The sequence below is a fragment of the Kushneria indalinina DSM 14324 genome (assembly GCF_003385845.1).
Taxonomy (GTDB): Bacteria; Pseudomonadota; Gammaproteobacteria; order Pseudomonadales; family Halomonadaceae; genus Kushneria; species Kushneria indalinina.
This window is the reverse complement of sequence record NZ_QRDJ01000008.1, coordinates 439089-458237: the sequence shown is the minus strand read 5'-3', so window position 1 is coordinate 458237 and position 19149 is coordinate 439089. Positions and strand designations below refer to the sequence as shown.

Below are 19149 nucleotides of genomic sequence, written 5' to 3'. Positions count from 1 at the left end.
CAAGTTATCACTTATAGTTCATTACAACTACAATTCGCTCCCCCTCAGAAGATTGTGGAAAGCCTCTATGCACACCGCCTTGATCAGAGATAATTAAAGACCCTTTGGGCGCCAGCACAGGCATTACATCTTCATACGGGACGATAGGAGCCTCGGTCTCGTTTTCGTACTGCTCTGAAATTAATTTATTGATTTTTCTGTACAGGTTTTTTTTATGGCTTTTCTTCACATATGTATAAGGACCATCCTCAAGCCTTAAAACGTCAGTAAGGTAGACAAATCCCTTTATTTGCTCTCCATAGGAATCCACATGAAAACCGCGAGTTTTCTCGACTCCTCTATTTATATAGATATTTAAATTTTTAGCCTCCATGCCTTTTTTGCCTAGCGCTTTTTTAACATCCTCTTGCTCAAAAATATTTCTAATATTTTTTTCTATACTTGGAACAAGTTTGTCTGCATTAAATATATCGACCATGCCTTGATCAGCACCCTGCCTGATTTGAATGACAGGCTTCCCATAACTTGCCAAAGCAGCATAGCCGGACACTTTAGCCCCTCCTTTTTGCATTAGATAACTTTCTTCCTCTACAAAATCTTTATCTGACAAATCGAACTTGACACATTTACTAACAATATCTTTAATGGCCAAATTAACGTCATCCACGACATTTTCGTTTATAAAATCTCTCGCTATGCAAATACCAGTATCTTTTAGACAACTCTTCGCTTTTTTCTCATCAAACTTATCCATAAACACTTCATCACATCTAGCTGTCAAGCGAACATCAGTTTCGCTTCGCAAGCGTCTTGTTATCTCGCCATTCAATCCTTCCAAGTCTTCTTTACTTATTTTATTTTCTGCATTTTTGATCTTTTTAACATTGACAAAAAAACCAGCGAATTTAAATCTCATAACCCACCTTCTTATCTGGACTTATTTAATTTTTTTAAATATGGAAAACCAAGGCATAGGAAAGCTAGATTGCGCCAAGTGCCACACCCAACATATTCTTAAAAACATGGTAATAGGAAAAGAGGCTGCGGCACCTAATACGCCATAATACTTAATCAAAATGATAGCCAAGCAAATATTTAGGGACCCACATACAATAGTAGAAAAAGCCAGTCTTCCTGTTTTTTTAGCATAGAAAATATAGGTAGACATCATATGATACATACCTTGAAAGGATTGGCCCAAGGCTAAAAAACCAACAACTTGAGACGCTTTACTATACTTTTCTCCAGCCAAAAAATTTACAGCGGAAGGGGCCACTAAAAATGCCAGCCCGGCCATACACAAGGCAATCAGACAGTAAATATATGTCCACTTGACGATTGTTCGCTTTTCATTTTCTCTATTTCTTTTAAGACGCTCGTATAACCAAGGCACATAAGCTTTGTTGAAAGCATCAAATATTATTCCCATTGTCATTGCGAGCTGAGAGGCAACCATATACACACCAGCCTCTTTCAATCCTAAATACTTGTTTACTAAAAATCTATCCGCGATAGTCAGCAAAAACATCCCACCAATATGAGGAATAAGTGGCACACCAAATTTCAAAGCATCTTTTATCAGTTTTGGTTTATAAGAAACAGATACAAGTTGACTAGAAAGAAGAGAGAAGAGTGCTATTATCGCCACAAGGATAGGAGCTGAGGTCTGACCAACCACTCTACCCAAAGGTCCCCACTCTAAAAAAACTACGAATCCGACAGTCAAGGCTGCATTAGCAAGCCCTACTGAAACCTGCATGAGCGCATATCTTTTTGCTTTCTTTCTAACTTGCCATTGACCTAAACGAAGGTTAATCACCTGAACAGAGAAGGCATTGACTATTGCCAGAAAAACCCAAAAAACGGAAATATTTAAAATATTGGACAAACTCTCGCCCAAGAAAGTAAAAAAAACAGCAATAGCCAAAGTACTCGTTAAAATTATTTGTAGGCACGCACCGAGATAGTCCGCAAGATCTGTGGCACTTTCTTCATCATAATACTTTCTATTTGCTGCCCCAACAGTATTCAAACCAACAAACGCTGACAATCCAGACACCAGCGTTTGAAACATGGCTATTTGCCCGTACTCCTCAACTGTAAACAAACGTGTAAGCAAAGGTAGAAATAAAAATGGTATCGATGACACCATGATATTAGAAATAAGATAAATGGATGCATTGGAAAAAAAACTTCTTGACATGACAGCATCGCTCTAACCTGGAGAAACATTAAACATTCAAAAATGTATCTCTAAAAAGTATTTTAGCTGCATACGATACTCAACCCTAAACTTGCCAAATGAATTATTTTCAAATGCCACGCTACTTATTGATACCATCACGCGCCATAATTTTTAAATCGGAGAAATCAAGTGGCATTCCAAACAAAAGACCATGCTTGAAAGCATGGTCTTAAGAAATTAATGCTCAAGTTTCAAGAATAGACAGGCAGCCTTTCACAAACCTTGGCGACCTGGTTCTTCACCGTCTCTTCTGCATTAGCGCTGCCACCCTTTTGCATGGCATCAAGGATATCGCAGATCCAGCCAGCAAGCTCGCGACATTCGTCTTCCTTGAAGCCACGCGTTGTGACGGCAGGTGTGCCGATGCGCAGGCCGGAGGTAACAAACGGGCTTTGCGGATCCCCCGGTACGGCGTTCTTGTTAACTGTGATGTGGGCACGGCCGAGGGCGGCGTCGGCATCCTTGCCGGTCAGGCCCTGCTTGACCAATGAGAGCAGAAACAGGTGATCTTCTGTACCGCCGGAGACCACGTCAAACCCGCGCTCCATGAACACACCGGCCATGACCTTGGCGTTTTTGACAACCTGCTGCTGGTAGGCCTTGAACTCGGGCTCCAGTGCTTCCTTGAAGCAGACGGCCTTGCCGGCGATGGCATGCATCAAGGGGCCGCCCTGCCCGCCCGGGAACACGGCGGAGTTGAGCTTTTTATAGAGATCGGCGTCGCCAAAGGCCGAGAGAATCAGGCCGCTGCGCGGACCACGCAGGGTCTTGTGGGTCGTGGTGGTCACCACGTGAGCATGCTTGAGCGGACTGGGGTAGACGCCTGCCGCGACCAGACCCGCAATATGAGCCATGTCAACGAAGAACCAGGCGCCAACTTCGTCGGCGATCTCGCGGAAACGTGCCCAGTCGATGATCTGTGAGTAGGCCGAGAAACCGGCGATGATCATTTTCGGCTGATGCTCACGGGCCAGGCGTGCCACTTCGTCGTAGTCGATCAGGCCTTGCTCGTTGAGCCCGTACTGGACGGCGTTGTAGTGCTTGCCGGAGAAGTTGGGCTTGGCACCGTGGGTCAGGTGGCCGCCGGCATCCAGGCTCATGCCCAGAATGGTCTCACCCGGCTTGACCAGTGCCTGAAACACGGCACTGTTGGCCTGGGAGCCGGCATGCGGCTGTACGTTGGCATAGTCGCAGTCAAACAGTTCGCAGGCACGAGCAATAGCCAGCTCTTCAACCTTGTCAACAAACTCGCAGCCACCGTAGTAGCGCTTGCCCGGGTAGCCTTCGGCGTACTTGTTGGTCAGCTGTGAACCCTGGGCGATCAGTACACGCGGGCTGGTGTAGTTTTCTGAGGCGATCAGCTCGATGTGATCTTCCTGACGATCGTTTTCCTGCTGCATGGCCTGCCAGAGCACATCATCATAGCCGGCAATGGTCATATCGCGTGTGAACATGAACTTCCTCGATACCAGAAGGTGGAGAACGCACCGGACGGACTGAACAGGTGCGCGGGGGAAATACGTTGCCATCATGATACACAACGCCCTTTTGGCTTTCACTTGAAACGCGGCCATGTTGGTCTTGAGGGCGACATGACTTGGCAAGTTTTTTCAGAAAATCCTTTTATAAAATTCTGTGAAAAGCTTAAGCATTTCGTTACATTGCGCCGGCCATCATTAAAACCATCCACAACCAGGGCGTAGCATGGTTAATACTGCTTCCTTTCCCGTCTGGTCACACAGCACGACCACTCGTTGGTGTCACCGCATTGGCATTGCCGCGCTGTTGCTTTACATGTTTACCTGGGTATTGAGCCTGGATGTCTCGCGCTCCCTCGAGCCCCTTTTAATGCTCACCTATCTGATTGCCCTATTGGTTCAGCCACAGCGTCTACAATCTTTCCGTGATCCGTTGTGGTTGCTGTTCGGGCTTTGGCTAGCACTGCAGTTGATTACCCTACCCCCAGCCATGGCCATGTTCCCTGATTATGCCGAGGATCAGATCAAGAGCATGCGCGGGCTGAGCAAGGTATTTTTGATTTTACCCATTGCTTGGCTGATGGCCGGAAGCACCCGGATTGCACTTTGGACATTAAGCGCTCTGATAGTGGGCATGATGGTGGGGTCAATGTTGACAGGCGAGTCACCAGCGACGCTTGCCCACTATATCGAGGCAGGCACCCGCCCTACGCTGGGATTCAAGAATTGGCAGCATGCCGGCGTGTGTGCAGGCGTTATTCTGATTGCCCAGGCCTGTTTTGGCTGGCGTTTTTTCATTCAAACCGATGACTGGTCGCCATGGCAGCGATGGCTGACAAGAGCCCTGTTTGTGCTTGTGGCTTTCTGGGCGCTGACTGCCTGGGCGATTACCATGACACGCTCGGCATGGCTGGGTATCGGCGTAGTGAGTCTGGTAGCACTTGCGGGCTTGCTGGTATTGCTGGCCAAGGGGCATCTGAATTCGGCAACGGCCAAAAAACGTATTGCCTGGGCACTGACTTTAAGCGTTCTTGCCATACTATTGATGGGACTACTTTTTGGTTCTCAGGTCGTTTCGCGCATATTGGTAGAGCACAATGTCCTGCTTGAGATACTTGATGGCGATCTTTCAAATGTTCCGCCTTCCAGCATCGGCTTTCGCATCCATGCCTGGCACTATGCGCTTCAACTGATTGCCGAACAGCCCTGGTTTGGCTGGGGACCCAAGAGCCATATCCCGTTACTGCTACAGAGCACCAATCCAGTTGAAAGCACCACACTGGGCGCCATTTCGGCACGGCATAATTTGACGCATTTCCATAGCAGTTATTTCACAGTACTGGTTGCCAACGGCATAACCGGGTTTACGGTGTTTCTGGCAACCGTTGTGACTATCGGAGTATCCGCCTATCGCAGCTGGCGGCGCGGGGATATGCCCAGTGATGTGATGATCTTTCTGTCACTGTTTTTTATTTTCTGGGCCATCGTCAATCTGTTTGAAAGCTATATGGCCTACCGCACTGGCGTGTATGTCATTGGCGCCGTGGGCGGCATGGCCTATACCTATAGCATGCGGCGGCGTCTTGGCCATCACATACAGTGGCAAAACCAGCATTAACGCTGATGTACCGACCATAAAAAACGGCAGCCCGTGGGCTGCCGTTTTTGTTTCCTGAAATGTGGTGCTTACGCCGAAACGCTTTCAGCGGTGGGCGCCGTGGCCTTGATCGATTGCCTGGGCGGTTTCGTCAGGTCGATGTTTTCCGGAAAACCGATCTTACTGCCCAGCTCGACATCTGCGCTGACCGGGTCAAGCACGAACTCCCCTGCCACGGGCGTAAAGGTCAGTTCGCCCACATAGCAGCGCTCACCGACCACAAAGAAATCCACGCGACAGAAACTGAACGGTTCGGAAAGCGCCCTGGCGACCTGGACCATTTCATCAAGACAGCCAGGCGCCTTGAGATCGTCTCCCTGCAGGGGCTTGTAGCCGCGGCGGTTGAACGGTGCAATCTGCCAGTCTTCGGTAAAGAACTGACAGCGAATATCGGTAAAACGCCCGGCAATCAGCTGAATATAAACTTCCTGTTCATCACCGTTATTGAGCACCAGCACCTTGTAATCCGCCGGAACTTCGCCATCGACCAGTAACGCCTTTTCGATCACCAGCTGCGGTTTGATATCACGGTAATGTTTTTCACGATGCAGACCGGCATAGTCATGGCTCAGCCACTGATTGGCCTCGCAGGCCAGCTTGAACATGTCCGTATGCCAGGGTTTTTTAACCACTTTTACCTGACCGGCGCTGTGGTTGGCCTTGATGACAAACGGCTCCTTGATCCGGCTCAGCTGACGTTCCGTGATCGTGTCATAAACACCAACGAAGGGGACCAGATACTGTTCGCCGGCTCGCTCGCTAATGTAGTTGCGCACCGCGACCTTGTCGGCCAGGGTCGAAAAGCACGGATGCGGATAGCGCATGCGATGAAATATTTTCTCGCTGACCCTTTTCGGGGCGCTGAAATTACAAAATCGACCATGAAGACGCAGGTAATTCAGATTGAAATAAATGGCGTCCGGCGTTTTCTTGAATAGTTGATACATCAAGCTTCGCAGCTTTCTCATGCTTCATGTCCCCCTGGTGATATCAACGCTAATAACGACTATCCGTCTGGATGTCATGTCAGATCGTCGTTCCTGCCTTTATTGACCGGCTTGAACGATCTGCCGATGTAGCGACTCGACAGATTTTCAGTGCCTTGCTTGTTGAAAAGCTGAAATTTGACGAGGGAAGCGTGCTAAGCGAGGGGAATGTATCCATGCGTGCCTGCATCGACTATGCAGAAGCGTCTTTTTAGCGCTAAAAAGACGCAGATACGCACTAAAGTAGGGAACTTTGCATCTCTATCAGCTTTTTCCATTACTGGTGATGACAGGAAATTCGCATGTAGCTAAAACGATATTACTAACCTGCATCATTTTTTTGATTGACGATAAAAACAATGAATCAGTAAAAATTGAAATACTGGAAGCACGGGGATGACAGCCCTTCCAGCACAAATGCCGGGGCACCCAATGATTACCCCGTTGAAAGCGCATTGAGGCGAGAAGCTTCCGGCCATCGCTGACCGGAAGCCTGGAAATGAGGGCGGTGTTTAAAAGCGCTTTGCCTGCTAGCCCTCCCCCAGCAATCGCAGGCTTTCCATTGGCGCCTGACGTCGCAGCGGCGTGCTGAGCAGATAGCCAATGGCTCCAATCAAAAGCGCGCCGCCCAGCGGCATCAAAAGCCATACGCTCAGGTGCACGCGCACATCGAGGTCAAGCCAGACGCCATACAGCAGCGCACTGACCCCTTCCGCCAGCATCGCGCCAAGCAGGCCGCTTGCAAAGCCGAGCCAGCCGAACTCCGCCAGCTGGGTGCGCACCAGCCGTTTGTCCCCGGCACCAAATACCCGCAGCAGCGCCCATTCATGAGCACGCGCCGGTCGTGAGGCCGTCAGCGCGGCATACAGCACGGCAACGCCCGCCAGCAGTACGAACAGCAGCACCAGCTCCACGGCTCTGGAGACCTGGCTCAGCAGGTCACGTACCTGCTGCAGGATGGCGTCGATATCAAGCAGCGAGACCGACGGATATTGCTGGACCAGCGGCCCCAGCGCCTGCTGCTCATCGGTGGGAAGATGAAAGGCAGTAATGAAGCTGTGGCTGAAGCGCTCCAGCACGCCGGGCGGGAAGATCACGAAGAAATTGGGCTGGAACGACTCCCAGTCCACCTGGCGCAGGCTGGTAATTTCAGCCGTGACCTCACGCCCGCCGATGTCGAAGGTCAGTCTGTCGCCGATGCCGAGTGACAGATCCTGCGCCATGCTTTCCGCCACCGAAACACCCACCGGCTCGCTCGGGGTGGCCGCCTGCCCTGCCCGCTCGTCGCCATCGGCAAACCAGGTGCCCTCGGTGATGGTATTGTTGTCGGGCATGGTGTCCGCCCAGGTCAGGTTGATCTCGCGGCGCAGGTTGCCATCGTTGCGGGCCTCCTCAGGGACCGCATCCCGCGCGGTGACGTCGTTAATCTCGACCAGCCGCCCGCGAACAAGGGGATAGACCGCCGAACGGCTCTCGGTAATGTTATCCAGCGCGCTGATAAAGCCGTCGCGCTGGCTGGGCTGAATATTGATGGCGAACTGATTGGGCGCATCGGCCGGCAGCTTTGACTGCCAGTCATCGATCAGGTCGGTACGCACCAGTGCAATCAGGGCCATCAGCGCAAAGGTGACGGCAAAGGCCAGAATCTGGCCAATGCTGGACTGCCGCCGCCGCGCCAGCTGTCGACTGCCCATGCGCCAGTGCTGCGGCAAAAGCCTTGCCCCCCACAGCAGCAGTGACAGCATTCCCTGCGCCACGACCCACAGCACGACCAGCGTGATGAGCCCGCCGACCAGCAACCCGGCTGACAGCACAGGATCACCGCTATAGAGCCACAGCAACGCGCCGAACATGAGACTGGCACAGGCAATGATCACCCAGGCGGCGGCCGGCAGCGGTGCCAGCTCCCGACGCAGCACCTTGAGCGCGCTGACCTGTTTGAGACGCAATAGCGTCGGCCCGGCAAACCCGATCAGAATCGCCACGGCCGTCAGCATGCCCAGCAGCAGCGGCAAAACGCCCGGCGGCGGCAGCTCCAGCGGCAGGAACTGCACCAGCAGTTTCAACAGCGCCCACTGGCCGACCAGTCCCAGCACGGCCCCGGCCGCCGCGGCCGTCAGGGCCAGCATGGCCAGCTGGGCGGCGAAGATGCGTGCAAGCTGCTGCTGACTGGCGCCGAAGCAGCGCATCAGCGCCGCCGTATCCAGATGCCGCTCGACATAGCGCCGGGTCGCCATCGCCACTGCCACACCGGCCAGCAGCACGGCGGCAAGCCCTGAAAGGCTCAGATACTGCTGGGAGCGCTCCAGCGCCCGACCAATGCGCGGACTGTCCTTGCGCACGTCGATCACGCGGATACCGCGGTCCTGCCAGGTTTCCAGTTGATCATCCAGCGAACTCACCGCCTCCGGCGGGCCGGCGGCCAGCAAACGCCAGGTCAGGCGCGCACCGGGCGCAATCAGCCCCGAGTGTTCCAGATCCGGCAGATTGATCATGACGCGCGGATTGAAGCTGGCCAGCCCCACATCCTGATCCGGCTCCTCGAGAATCCAGCCACTGACCCGAAACGACTCATCCCCCAGCGTCAAGGAGTCTCCCAGCGACAGCCCCAGCGCAGTGCCCAGCCTTGGCTCGACCCAGAGGGTGTGTCGCTCGGGCAATCGGGTGGTGGTTTCGGCCCCCTCGCCGAAATCGACCTGAAAGCTGCCATACAGCGGATAGGCGGGTGCCACGCCCTTGAGACTTGCCAGCTGGAACTGGTCATTGAAGCCGGCCATCGAGACCGTATTGACCTGGCGCGCCGTGGTCATCCCGGCGTCTTCCAGCGTGTCGAGTATCTCGGTGTCGAAGGGATTGCCCTGCACCAGCACCAGATCACCGCCCAGCAGCTGCCCGGACTGACGCTCCAGCGCGCTACCGATACGATCCAGAAAGAAACCGATCATGGTGGTGGCCGCCACCGCCAGCACCAGAGCCAGAAAGAGCGCGCGTACATCCGCGGCGCGCAGGTCACGCCGCAGCCCGGCCCATCCCAGACGCAGCGTATGAACAAGACCGGCCAGCGGTCGGCGTGAGACGGATTGTGCAGGGATCGATCGGGCACTCATCGGCGATCGGCTCCGTCAGGTGCATGACTTGAGCCGTGGGGATTGATGCGCTCGTGCAGCCGGCCTTCATCAAGCGTCAGGGTCCGGTCACAGCGCGCCGCCAGCTGCGGATCGTGCGTGACCACCACCAGCGTGGTGCCCGACTCACGATTGAGCGTAAAGAGCAGATCCGCGACCCGATCCCCGGTGGCACGGTCAAGGTTGCCGGTCGGCTCATCGGCAAAGACCAGCGCCGGATGGGTCACAAAGGCGCGCGCGATCGCCACGCGCTGCTGCTCACCGCCGGACAGCTGTTTGGGCAGGTGCTGCACGCGCGCTTCAAGGCCCACGCGCGCCAGCCACTGGCTTGCCTGTTGGGTATCGACGTCGCTATCACTGAGCTCCAGCGGCAGCAGCACGTTCTCCAGCGCCGTCAGGGTCGGCAGCAGCTGGAAGTTCTGGAACACGAAGCCGACCTGCCCCGAGCGCAGCCGGGCGCGGCCGTCTTCATCCAGCGATGACAGGGATGTGCCAAACAGCGCAAGCTCGCCGCGGGTGAGCGTATCCAGCCCCGCCAGCAGTGCCAGCAGCGTGGACTTCCCCGCCCCCGAACTGCCCACGATCGCCACGCTTTCACCGGCATGAATCTCCAGATCCAGGGCATTGAGGATGGTGATCCTGCCCGAGCCGCTGTCGACCGTCTTTTCAAGCTGGCGCGCCATCAGTATCGGTGTTCTATTCTGTTGGCGAGCGCTTCGTGCGTGGCCGGCCTCAGGGCTGCCGTCCTGTCCGGGGTGCTCAACGTCATCTTTCCTGGCTTCTGGAGTCGACATCTTGCGCTACCTGAATTGGATGAATGTGTCATGCCGCATCGGCTCAAGTGCCCGACGCACGCTGGGGATGCTGCTGGTTGTGCTGGCGACGGCCGTGGCGCCGGTGCATGCCGAAACACTGATGGTTCTGGGCGACAGCCTCAGCGCTGCCCGCGGCATCGATCGCGATGAGGGCTGGGTCAACCTGCTGCGTCAGCGGCTGGAATCCGAGGCGCCCGACCAGTATACGGTCATCAACGCCAGTATCAGCGGTGACACCACGGCAGGCGGCCTTGAGCGGCTGCCCGAAGCCCTTGAGACGCACCATCCCGATATTGTGCTGCTGGAACTGGGTGGCAACGATGGCCTGCAGGGGCTGCCACCGGGTCGCATGCACAATAACCTGGCGCAGATGATCGAGAAGAGCCAGGCCAGCGGTGCCCGGGTTGCGCTGCTGGGCATTCTGATCCCGCCCAATTACGGTCAGGCCTACACGAAAGCCTTTGCCGACGTTTTCCCGACGCTTGCCAGTGAGTACGATGTGCCGCTGGTGCCCTTTATTCTTGAAGGGGTGGCGTTGAACGATGATCTGATGCAGGACGATCAAATTCATCCCAACGCTCAGGGTCAGCCCATCATTCTCGATAATATCTGGCCGACCGTGGCTTCCATGCTCGATGAAGTATCATCAGGTGACATGGCCCCTGCCAGCCGCCATTAAGTACTGGTTCAAGCACGGCGGCCGGCCGCCGTGTCTTTTGTTTCTTACCCCGACTCATGGTGGAAAACCTGTCATGTCCTCTGCTTCTCTCTCCTCCTTTGTGGTGGCCTATCGTCTGGATGGCCAGGGCAGCGGTATGCCCCTGGATCCCGAGGAGCTTGCGCGCGTCTGGCATCACGACGAGGCGCAGCTCTGGATGCATCTGGACTTTACCCACAAGGATGTTGACCACTTTCTCGCCACCATCGCCGAACTCAGCGAAGACGTCATCGAGGCGCTGACGGAAGAAGACACGCGTCCGCGCGTGGCCGTTTTCAAGGGCGGGAGAATCACCACCCTGCGCGGTATCAACCTGAACCCGGGAGCCGATCCGGACGATCTGATTTCGCTGCGTGTCTGGCTGGCCGACAACCGCTTGATCACCGTGCGCCGACGACCACTGCAGTCGATTACGCGAGTGCGCGCCTATCTTGAGGCCGGCGAAGGCGCCCGCAACGTGGGCGAGCTGCTGGCCGGCATGGCCGACACCCTGGTGGATCGCGTCGGCGACCTGACCCATCAGCTCGATGAATCGCTGGGCGAACTGGAAGAGCGCCAGACCCTCAAAAATGCCGCTGCCATTACCAGCGAGGACCTGACCGAGATCCGCCAACCCCTGATCACGCTGCGCCGTTTCATGGAGCCGCAGTATCACTGCCTGGCACGGCTGGCAGAAGATGACATCTTCGATGAGACCGCGCGCCTGTGGCTGCGTGAAGCCTCCAATCAGCTTTACCGCTATGTTGAGGACTTTCGCGCCATGCAGGAGCGCGCCCTGATCCTGCAGGAGCAGATCTGGAACTCGCACAACGAGCGGCTCAACGAACGCATGTACCTGATGGCCATCATGACCGCCGTATTTCTGCCCCTGACCTTTCTGACCGGGCTTTTGGGGATCAACGTTGGCGGTATTCCCGGCGCCGAAAGCCCGGCCGGCTTTGCGGTGGTCGTGCTGCTTTCCATGCTGGTCGGCGCCGGTGTCATGGCGCTTTTGAAAAAGTGGCGCTGGTGGTAGTCACTCGAGTGGCCCCGATCCACTGGCTCAGCGGTCGATATGGCCCAGATCGCGCTCGGGATCGAGCCGGTCACGCACCCGGCGCTTGAGCTCCTTGATGTCGGGGAAGCCGCCATCGCGCTTGCGTTCCCAGATCACTTCCGGCGCACTCTGCTCGTCTGCGGTGATCACGACCTCGAAATGCCCCCCGTGGCCAGGCGCGAGCGCCACCTGCTCAAGGCTCTCGCCAAAGGTGGACAACAACTCCTGCGCGTACCATCCGGCCCGCAGGAGCCACTGACACTGAGTGCAGTAATGGATGACAACCTTCATGAATCACTCCTTTATTGCTGGCACCGCCTTGATGCCGAGCGTCTGTTACGCATAACCAGGGTTATATCGAGCAACAGGTGACCTTAAAAACCCCTGCTCCTCATTAGTTCAACTAATAGAGGGGCACGGATAATCCGTTTTTACTACTCATTATGCTGGCATCACGCTGGTCTGACTTCATATCATGCAAGCCTATCCTTCATGACCGAAAAGCCGCTACCTGCGCGTCAGGGCAGCATTTTTATTTGAGGAAGCACCGATCATGCAAACACAGCGGATGATCAGCCCCGAGCTGCTCGAACGTGTCGTCAATGCCTCGGGTGACGGTATTGTCGTGGCAGAACAGGAAGGCAACGAGAACATTCTGATCTACGTCAACGGCGGATTCGAGGCACTGACCGGTTACAGCGCCGACGAAATCCTCTATCGGGACTGCCGCTTTCTGCAAAACGGCGACAACCAGCAGCCCGGCCTTGACCGCATTCGTGACGCCCTCAAGGAAGGACAGGCCTGCCGCGAAGTCATTCGCAATTACAAAAAGGATGGCGCCCTGTTCTGGAACGAGCTCTCCATCACGCCCGTACACGATGAAGAAGACCAGCTGCTTTACTTTATCGGTGTCCAGAAGGACGTGACCAGCCTGGTCGAGGCACAGCAGGAGCTCGAGCGCCTGCGTGCTCGCGTTGAAGAGATATCCTGATCCCGCGTCTGCCATCGTGTACCAGCGACACGCTTCGGGGCCCGCCATGTGCGGGCCCCTTTGATTTTCGCCCTTGCCCCCGGCCATCGACAATCGATGGCCGGGGTCGAACAAAACCGCTTGCCCGGGGCCACAAACGGCGCTATATAGCCTTTTTTACAGCGAAGGGCAGCCCCATGAGTACCGAGCTGTTTGAAGAAGCACCCGATGAGCAGGACGCGGTCAACGATGACACCTGGACGCCCAATGCACGTCCCAAAAAGGGCGGAATCTGTGCCCGCAGGCGGCTTGAAACGCTGCTGGAAGCGCGTCGACTCGAGCGCGATCTGATCGATGGCTGGGAGGCGTGGGACGAGGAGGAGTAGTTTTTCCACCGCCCATTGCCTCCTCTTACAGGGCGCCCGTGTGGCGCCCTGTCTGTCTCTGAAGATGACATTCCCCGCCGCCTGGCACTGGCCGTGACCTCCCCTGATCTCTATCATCACGGTACTGGCAGACAACTGCCTCTGATACCCTGCCTATCACCATTGACTACGAGGCTGAATCCACTCCATGGCGCAATACGTATATACCATGAATCGGGTGGGCAAGACCGTGCCCCCCAAGCGTGACATCCTCAAGGATATTTCCCTGTCGTTCTTCCCCGGCGCCAAGATCGGTGTCCTCGGACTTAACGGTTCAGGCAAGTCCTCACTGCTGAGAATCATGGCGGGCGTCGATCAGGATTATCACGGCGAAGCCCGGGCCATGCCCAATCTCAACGTGGGCTACCTGCCGCAGGAACCGGAGCTCGACGACAGCAAGACGGTTCGCGAGACCGTCGAGGAAGCGCTGGCCGAGATTACCGAGGCCCAGACGAAGCTGGATGCCGTCTACGCGGCCTACGCCGAGCCGGATGCCGACTTTGATGCGCTGGCCGCCGAACAGGCACGCCTTGAAAACATGATCGAGGCCAGCGACGCCCACAATCTGGAGCGCAAGCTGGAAGTGGCCGCTGAAGCGCTGCGTTTGCCGCCCTGGGATGCCCAAATCGAGCATCTCTCCGGCGGCGAGCGCCGCCGCGTGGCCCTGTGCCGGCTGCTGCTGTCAGGCCCCGACATGCTGCTGCTCGATGAGCCGACCAACCACCTGGACGCCGAGTCGGTCGGCTGGCTGGAACGCTTTTTGACCGAGTTCGACGGCACGGTCGTGGCGGTCACCCACGACCGCTACTTCCTCGACAACGCCGCCGGCTGGATCCTCGAGCTGGACCGCGGTCAGGGCATCCCCTGGGAAGGCAACTACTCCACCTGGCTTGAGGGCAAGGAGAAGCGTCTGGAGCAGGAAGCCAAGCAGGAGGCGTCCCGCCAGAAGGCCATCAAGCAGGAGCTCGAGTGGGTTCGCCAGAATCCCAAGGGGCGCCAGGCCAAGAACAAGGCGCGTCTCAACCGCTTCGACGAGCTGCAGTCCGGCGACTTCCAGAAGCGCAACGAGACCAACGAGATCTATATTCCGCCGGGACCGCGTCTGGGCGACAAGGTCATCGAGCTGCACAACGTCACCAAGCGCTTTGGCGACAGGATGCTGATCGAGGATCTGTCGATGTCCGTACCGCCGGGTGCGATCGTGGGCATTGTGGGCGGCAACGGCGCCGGCAAGTCGACCCTGTTTCGCATGATCACCGGTCAGGAGCAGCCCGACAGTGGTGACGTGGTGGTCGGCGAGACCGTCGATATCGCCTACGTCGAGCAACTGCGCGATGCCATGGATGATCGCCAGACCGTCTGGGAAGCCGTTTCCGGCGGCCAGGACATGCTCAGCATCAACGGCTACGAGGTCTCCTCGCGTGCCTACGTGGGTCGTTTCAACTTCAAGGGCAACGATCAGCAAAAGTACCTGAAGGATCTCTCCGGCGGGGAACGTGGTCGCCTGCAGCTGGCCCAGACCCTCAAGCAGGGCGCCAACGTGCTGCTGCTCGATGAGCCCTCCAACGATCTGGACATCGAGACCCTGCGCGCGCTGGAAGAGGCGCTGCTGGCCTTCCCGGGCTGCGCCATGGTCATCAGCCACGACCGCTGGTTCCTGGACCGTGTGGCCACTCATATTCTGGCCTACGAAGGCGACTCCCACGTGGAGTTCTTCGAGGGCAACTACACCGAATATGAAGCGGATTACCACAAGCGCGTGGGCAGCGACACGCCCAAACGCATGAAGTACAAGCGCATCGACGCCTGATCTTCATCGGCGCCTGCAGCCATCAAAAGGGCCACCCCATCGGGGTGGCCCTTTTTCATTCTGTTGCTCGACAGGCTAGTTGTAGAAGGAGGCTTCCCCTTCCGGGCGGGTCTTGAAGCGTCGATGCAGCCAGAGATACTGCTCGGGATGCTTGCGAATGGCCGCCTCGATAAAGGCATTGACCTGAGTGGCATCGGCCACTTCATCGCCGCTGGGGAAGTTTTCCAACGCCGGCAGGTACTCGAGCGTGTAGGTGCGGTTGTCCGGATTGCGGTGAAACATCAGCGGCATCACCGGGGCGCCGGTCATGCGCGCGATCTTGGAGGTCAACCGGATCGAGGCGGCATCAATGCCGAAAAACGGCGCGAAGACGCTCGCATCGCGACCGAAATCCTGATCCGGCGAGTACCAGACCGCATGACCACCCTTGATGCGCCGGACCACGCCGCGTAGATCATGACGATCAATGGCCGCACCGAAGATGCCACGCCGCGCCTTCGTCATGAAGCGCTCGAACAGCGGGTTGTTGTGTGGGCGATACACCACGTCGGCATCAAAGAAGAGTGAATGCAGCGCCCCGCCCAGATCCAGCGTCGAGAAGTGGATACCGATGATCAGCACCCCCTTGCCCTGGGCCTTCGCTGCTTCCATGTGCTCGGTGCCCTTGAAGCTGACCCGATGGCGCAGGTGCTCGGGATCGCGACACCAACCGGTGGCGGTTTCCAGAATGCCGATGCCATTGGCGTGAAAGGTGCGGCGCACCAGCCTGGCGAGCTCGCGCTCATCCAGCTCCGGAAAGCACAGCCGCAGATTGGTCTCGGTGATGTGACGACGGCGCTTGACGAAGCGCCAGACCAGCTCGCCGATGGCGGTGCCGATCCACAGCTTGAGCCGCCAGGGCAGAAAGGCCCCCACGCGCATCATGCCGATCGCACACCAGGTCGGCCAGTAGCGCGGGTGCGCGAAGGACTCGGGATATTCGTGACGTTTGCGTTTACTCATCAATCGGCCTGTGTAACTTCCTGCGTGCAGACGCAACAAGGGATCAAGGGTGACGAGGCGCCTGCGATGGGGAACGAGCCTCGCTCAGGACGGCGTGCCGGTAGCACCGGCATCCGGCAATGGATCATCTGACAATGCATCAGGGGCGCCAACCTGATGATACTGGCGCGGCACCCGCGGCAGTATACCGGTCAACAGCGTATAGGCGATGGTATCGCACCACTGCGCCACTTCACTGACGTTGAGCACCGCCCCGCTGACGTCGCGCCCCCACAGGGTCACCCGTGAGCCGATATCGGCGTCAGGTATGCCGGTGATATCCACGGTCAGCATGTCCATCGAGACACGCCCGGCAATGGCGGCACGCTGGCCGTCGACCAGGATCGGGGTGCCTTCTCGGGCATGGCGATCATAGCCATCGCCATAGCCACAGGCCACCACACCGACCCGGGTGGGATGTCGGGTCACATGGCGCGCACCGTAGCCGATGGGCTCGCCGGCCGCCAGTTCGCGTACGGCGATGATTCGGCTTTCCAGCGTCATGACAGGCTTTAACGCCTGATCGATCTCGCCATGCAGCGCATGGTCGGGCTCGAGCGGATTGACGCCATAGAGCATGACGCCCGGGCGTACCCAGTCATGGCGGGACGCGGGCACGCTCAGGGTCGCAGGAGAATTGGCAAAACAGCCGGGCAGATCGAGCTGGCGTTGCAGGGTAGTGATCGTGTCCAGCTGCGACGTCAAAAGCGGGCTGTCAGGCGTGTCGGCGGTCGCAAAATGGGTCATCAGCAGCGTCTGCTCGACTCCGGGATGCGAGCGCAGAAGACGACAGATCTCGCCAACCTCTTCGGGGGCAAAACCCAGCCGGTGCATGCCGCTGTCGCATTTGACCAGCACGGTGACCCGGTGCTGCGGCCAGCGCTCGAGCCGGTCCAGCAGTGCCTCTACCTGCCAGCGCGTATGCAGCACGCTCCAGTAGCCGTCGGTGATGACGGTATCGAGCTCGCCGAGCTCAAAGAAGCCTTCCAGCAGCACGATCGGGCATTGAATGCCGCTGTTACGCAGCGCCTGCCCCTCCTCAAGACAGGCCACCGCCATGGCCGAGGCCCGGTCTGCCAGCGCATGGGCGCAGGCGAGGCTGCCATGCCCATAGGCGTTGGCCTTGAGCACGGCCATGGCGCGAGCATCAGGCGCATAGCGGCGCGCCTGACGGTAGTTGTGACGCAGCGCATCCAGATCAATATGCGCCGTCAGCGGCCTCATGTAATCATGCCCCGTGCAAAGGAATGGAGATCAGTAGCCGGTATTGCCGCCGGGCATGCCGCCACCCATGCCGCCACGACCCAGTCCGTTGAGATCGTTGTTGTCCGGCATGGCGGTGCGATTGGGCGGCGGCAGCTCACGCTGGCCGCTGCGTCCCTGACTGCCCTCCAGCGGGCTGGGACCGTTCATGCCGGGATCCGGCTGGTCGTCGCCGATGCCCAGGCCGGTCGTGCTCTGGGACTGGAAGTTCAGCGATACGGCCTGCTCGGCACGCAGCCAGCTGTTGAGGACTTCCAGCGTGTCGACATCCAGAATACCGGCCTCCTGGCGCAGGCTCAGCATGTTGAGCACATAATCATAACGCGCATCGGCGTAGTTGGAGATGGCAGTAAAGAGATTCTGCTGAGCCTGCAGGACATCGACGATGTTACGCGTCCCGACTTCATAGCCGTTGCGCGTGGCTTCCAGTGCGCTGCGGTTGGACTCGATGGAGCGCTGCTGCGCCTGTACGCTCAAGACGTTGTTAAGCGCCTGGGCGTAGTAGGAGCGTACCTGCTGAACGGCCGTACGCAGCTGGGACTCCTGCTGGTACTGGGTCTGTTCCAGCGAGAAGGTGCTCTGGCGTACCTGGGCGCTGGTCGAACCACCGGTATAGATGGGAATGGTCGCTTCCAGCCCGAGCTGATTCTGCTCGTTGTGCCCGCGCAGATTGTCCCGACTGCTGTCGCCGTACTGATAGTTGGCGAAGGCAGACAGTACCGGCAAATGGCCGGCACGCGAGGTGTCGAGGTTGGCGCGTGCCACATCAACACCAGCGCGAGCGGCCAGCAGATCCAGATTCTGGCTGGAGGCCATCTCCACCCACGCCTGCTGACTGGCAGGCGTCGGACGCTCGATGGGCATATCGTCGGCCAGACCATCGATACTGGGATACTGCTTGCCGGTCAGCTGCTCGAGCGCTTCGAAATTGACCTGCAGCGTGCTTTCCTGGGAAATACGCTGCGAGCGGGTCAGGTCATAGGAGGCCTGAGCTTCATAGACATCGGTGGCGGCCACGATGCCGACATCAAACTGCTGGCGAACCTGCTCGAGCTGGCGGTCAACGGCCTGTTCTTCGGCGCGCAGGGTATCGAGCTGCTCCTTGGCGCGCAGCACATCGAAATAGGCCTGAGCCACGTTATAGAGAAGCTGCTGGCGATCCGCGCGCAGGTTCAGGGCTTCCTGAGCGGTCTGGCGCTTCGAGGCTTCCAGCTGATACCAGTTGGTGGCATCAAACAGGGCCTGGGTGGCCTGCACCTGCACTGAAGTATCGGTGTAGTGATTGTCGCCGCCCGGGCCACCGCCTTCGGCCCCATTACCTCCCGCGACTCCCCCTCCGGAGGTAATATTGTTGCGCGTGACGGTGCCGTTGGCGCTGACCTGAGGCAACAGATCGCCCCGCTCGATATCCTCACCCGCCTGCACGCTGCTGTAGCCGGCCCTTGAGGCGGCAAGATCGGCATTATTGACCAGCGCATCGCGCGCGATGGTCATCAGGTCAGCGGCCTGAGCCTGGCCCGCGAGCGAGACGGCAAGCACCAGTGGCAGTACTCTGAACTTACGCATCAAATGATTCCCTG

16 protein-coding genes are annotated in these 19149 nt (G+C 57.5%); 6 read left to right on the top strand and 10 right to left on the bottom strand.

The window, feature by feature from the left end; genetic code table 11:
- Positions 1–7: 7 nt before the first annotated feature.
- From C8D72_RS13100 to glyA, 3 genes are all read right to left on the bottom strand, one after another.
- On the bottom strand, positions 8–916 hold the full coding sequence (locus C8D72_RS13100) for a phytanoyl-CoA dioxygenase family protein (protein WP_115854863.1): 909 nt from the start codon (positions 914–916) through the stop codon (positions 8–10).
- Positions 917–937: 21 nt separating this feature from the next.
- Positions 938–2203 carry a lipopolysaccharide biosynthesis protein gene (locus C8D72_RS13095; RefSeq protein ID WP_115854862.1) on the bottom strand — a complete coding sequence of 422 codons (1266 nt, stop codon included), beginning with the start codon at positions 2201–2203 and terminating at the stop codon, positions 938–940.
- Between the two features lie 233 nt (positions 2204–2436).
- Positions 2437–3699, bottom strand: coding sequence for a serine hydroxymethyltransferase (gene glyA / locus C8D72_RS13090; protein WP_115854861.1), 1263 nt, complete (start codon positions 3697–3699; stop codon positions 2437–2439).
- A gap of 250 nt (positions 3700–3949) precedes the next feature.
- On the opposite strand from glyA, the gene C8D72_RS13085 reads away from it, so the two are divergent.
- A complete protein-coding gene (locus C8D72_RS13085) occupies positions 3950–5341 on the top strand; it encodes an O-antigen ligase family protein (protein ID WP_115854860.1) in 1392 nt (463 codons plus the stop codon).
- A gap of 68 nt (positions 5342–5409) precedes the next feature.
- Here C8D72_RS13085 and C8D72_RS13080 read toward each other — a convergent pair whose 3' ends face one another.
- The 3 genes from C8D72_RS13080 to C8D72_RS13070 form a co-directional block, all read right to left on the bottom strand.
- Positions 5410–6348 carry an ATP-grasp fold amidoligase family protein gene (locus C8D72_RS13080; RefSeq protein WP_115854859.1) on the bottom strand — a complete coding sequence of 313 codons (939 nt, stop codon included), beginning with the start codon at positions 6346–6348 and terminating at the stop codon, positions 5410–5412.
- Between the two features lie 548 nt (positions 6349–6896).
- Positions 6897–9473, bottom strand: a complete 2577-nt coding sequence (locus C8D72_RS13075) for an ABC transporter permease (protein ID WP_115854858.1) — start codon at positions 9471–9473, stop codon at positions 6897–6899.
- Positions 9470–10174 (bottom strand): ABC transporter ATP-binding protein, encoded by a 705-nt coding sequence (locus tag C8D72_RS13070; RefSeq protein WP_245955277.1) that lies wholly within the window; start codon positions 10172–10174, stop codon positions 9470–9472. Before C8D72_RS13070 ends, C8D72_RS13075 begins: the two co-directional genes overlap by 4 nt.
- A gap of 112 nt (positions 10175–10286) precedes the next feature.
- On the opposite strand from C8D72_RS13070, the gene C8D72_RS13065 reads away from it, so the two are divergent.
- On the top strand, positions 10287–10985 hold the full coding sequence (locus tag C8D72_RS13065; protein WP_425453285.1) for an arylesterase: 699 nt from the start codon (positions 10287–10289) through the stop codon (positions 10983–10985).
- A gap of 73 nt (positions 10986–11058) precedes the next feature.
- A complete protein-coding gene (locus C8D72_RS13060; RefSeq protein ID WP_115854856.1) occupies positions 11059–12039 on the top strand; it encodes a zinc transporter ZntB in 981 nt (326 codons plus the stop codon).
- A gap of 27 nt (positions 12040–12066) precedes the next feature.
- Here the strand turns inward: C8D72_RS13060 and C8D72_RS13055 are convergent, their stop codons facing one another.
- Positions 12067–12351 carry an Rdx family protein gene (locus C8D72_RS13055; protein WP_115854855.1) on the bottom strand — a complete coding sequence of 95 codons (285 nt, stop codon included), beginning with the start codon at positions 12349–12351 and terminating at the stop codon, positions 12067–12069.
- A 262-nt stretch (positions 12352–12613) separates the two neighbouring features.
- On the opposite strand from C8D72_RS13055, the gene C8D72_RS13050 reads away from it, so the two are divergent.
- The 3 genes from C8D72_RS13050 to ettA all read left to right on the top strand — a co-directional run bounded on the left by C8D72_RS13050 (position 12614) and on the right by ettA (position 15265).
- On the top strand, positions 12614–13051 hold the full coding sequence (locus C8D72_RS13050; RefSeq protein WP_115854854.1) for a PAS domain-containing protein: 438 nt from the start codon (positions 12614–12616) through the stop codon (positions 13049–13051).
- Positions 13052–13227: 176 nt separating this feature from the next.
- The gene (locus tag C8D72_RS13045) at positions 13228–13416 is read left to right on the top strand and encodes a PA3496 family putative envelope integrity protein (RefSeq protein ID WP_115854853.1); all 189 of its coding nucleotides are present in this window, start codon (positions 13228–13230) and stop codon (positions 13414–13416) included.
- A gap of 187 nt (positions 13417–13603) precedes the next feature.
- Entirely contained in the window at positions 13604–15265 is a 1662-nt protein-coding gene (ettA, locus tag C8D72_RS13040; RefSeq protein WP_115854852.1) for an energy-dependent translational throttle protein EttA, read from the top strand.
- 75 nt (positions 15266–15340) lie between these two features.
- Here ettA and lpxL read toward each other — a convergent pair whose 3' ends face one another.
- The 3 genes from lpxL to C8D72_RS13025 all read right to left on the bottom strand — a co-directional run bounded on the left by lpxL (position 15341) and on the right by C8D72_RS13025 (position 19135).
- Positions 15341–16267 carry an LpxL/LpxP family Kdo(2)-lipid IV(A) lauroyl/palmitoleoyl acyltransferase gene (lpxL, locus tag C8D72_RS13035; RefSeq protein WP_115854851.1) on the bottom strand — a complete coding sequence of 309 codons (927 nt, stop codon included), beginning with the start codon at positions 16265–16267 and terminating at the stop codon, positions 15341–15343.
- Between the two features lie 84 nt (positions 16268–16351).
- Positions 16352–17530, bottom strand: a complete 1179-nt coding sequence (gene alr, locus C8D72_RS13030) for an alanine racemase (RefSeq protein ID WP_115854850.1) — start codon at positions 17528–17530, stop codon at positions 16352–16354.
- 30 nt (positions 17531–17560) lie between these two features.
- Positions 17561–19135 carry a TolC family outer membrane protein gene (locus C8D72_RS13025; RefSeq protein WP_115854849.1) on the bottom strand — a complete coding sequence of 525 codons (1575 nt, stop codon included), beginning with the start codon at positions 19133–19135 and terminating at the stop codon, positions 17561–17563.
- Positions 19136–19149 lie beyond the last annotated feature (14 nt).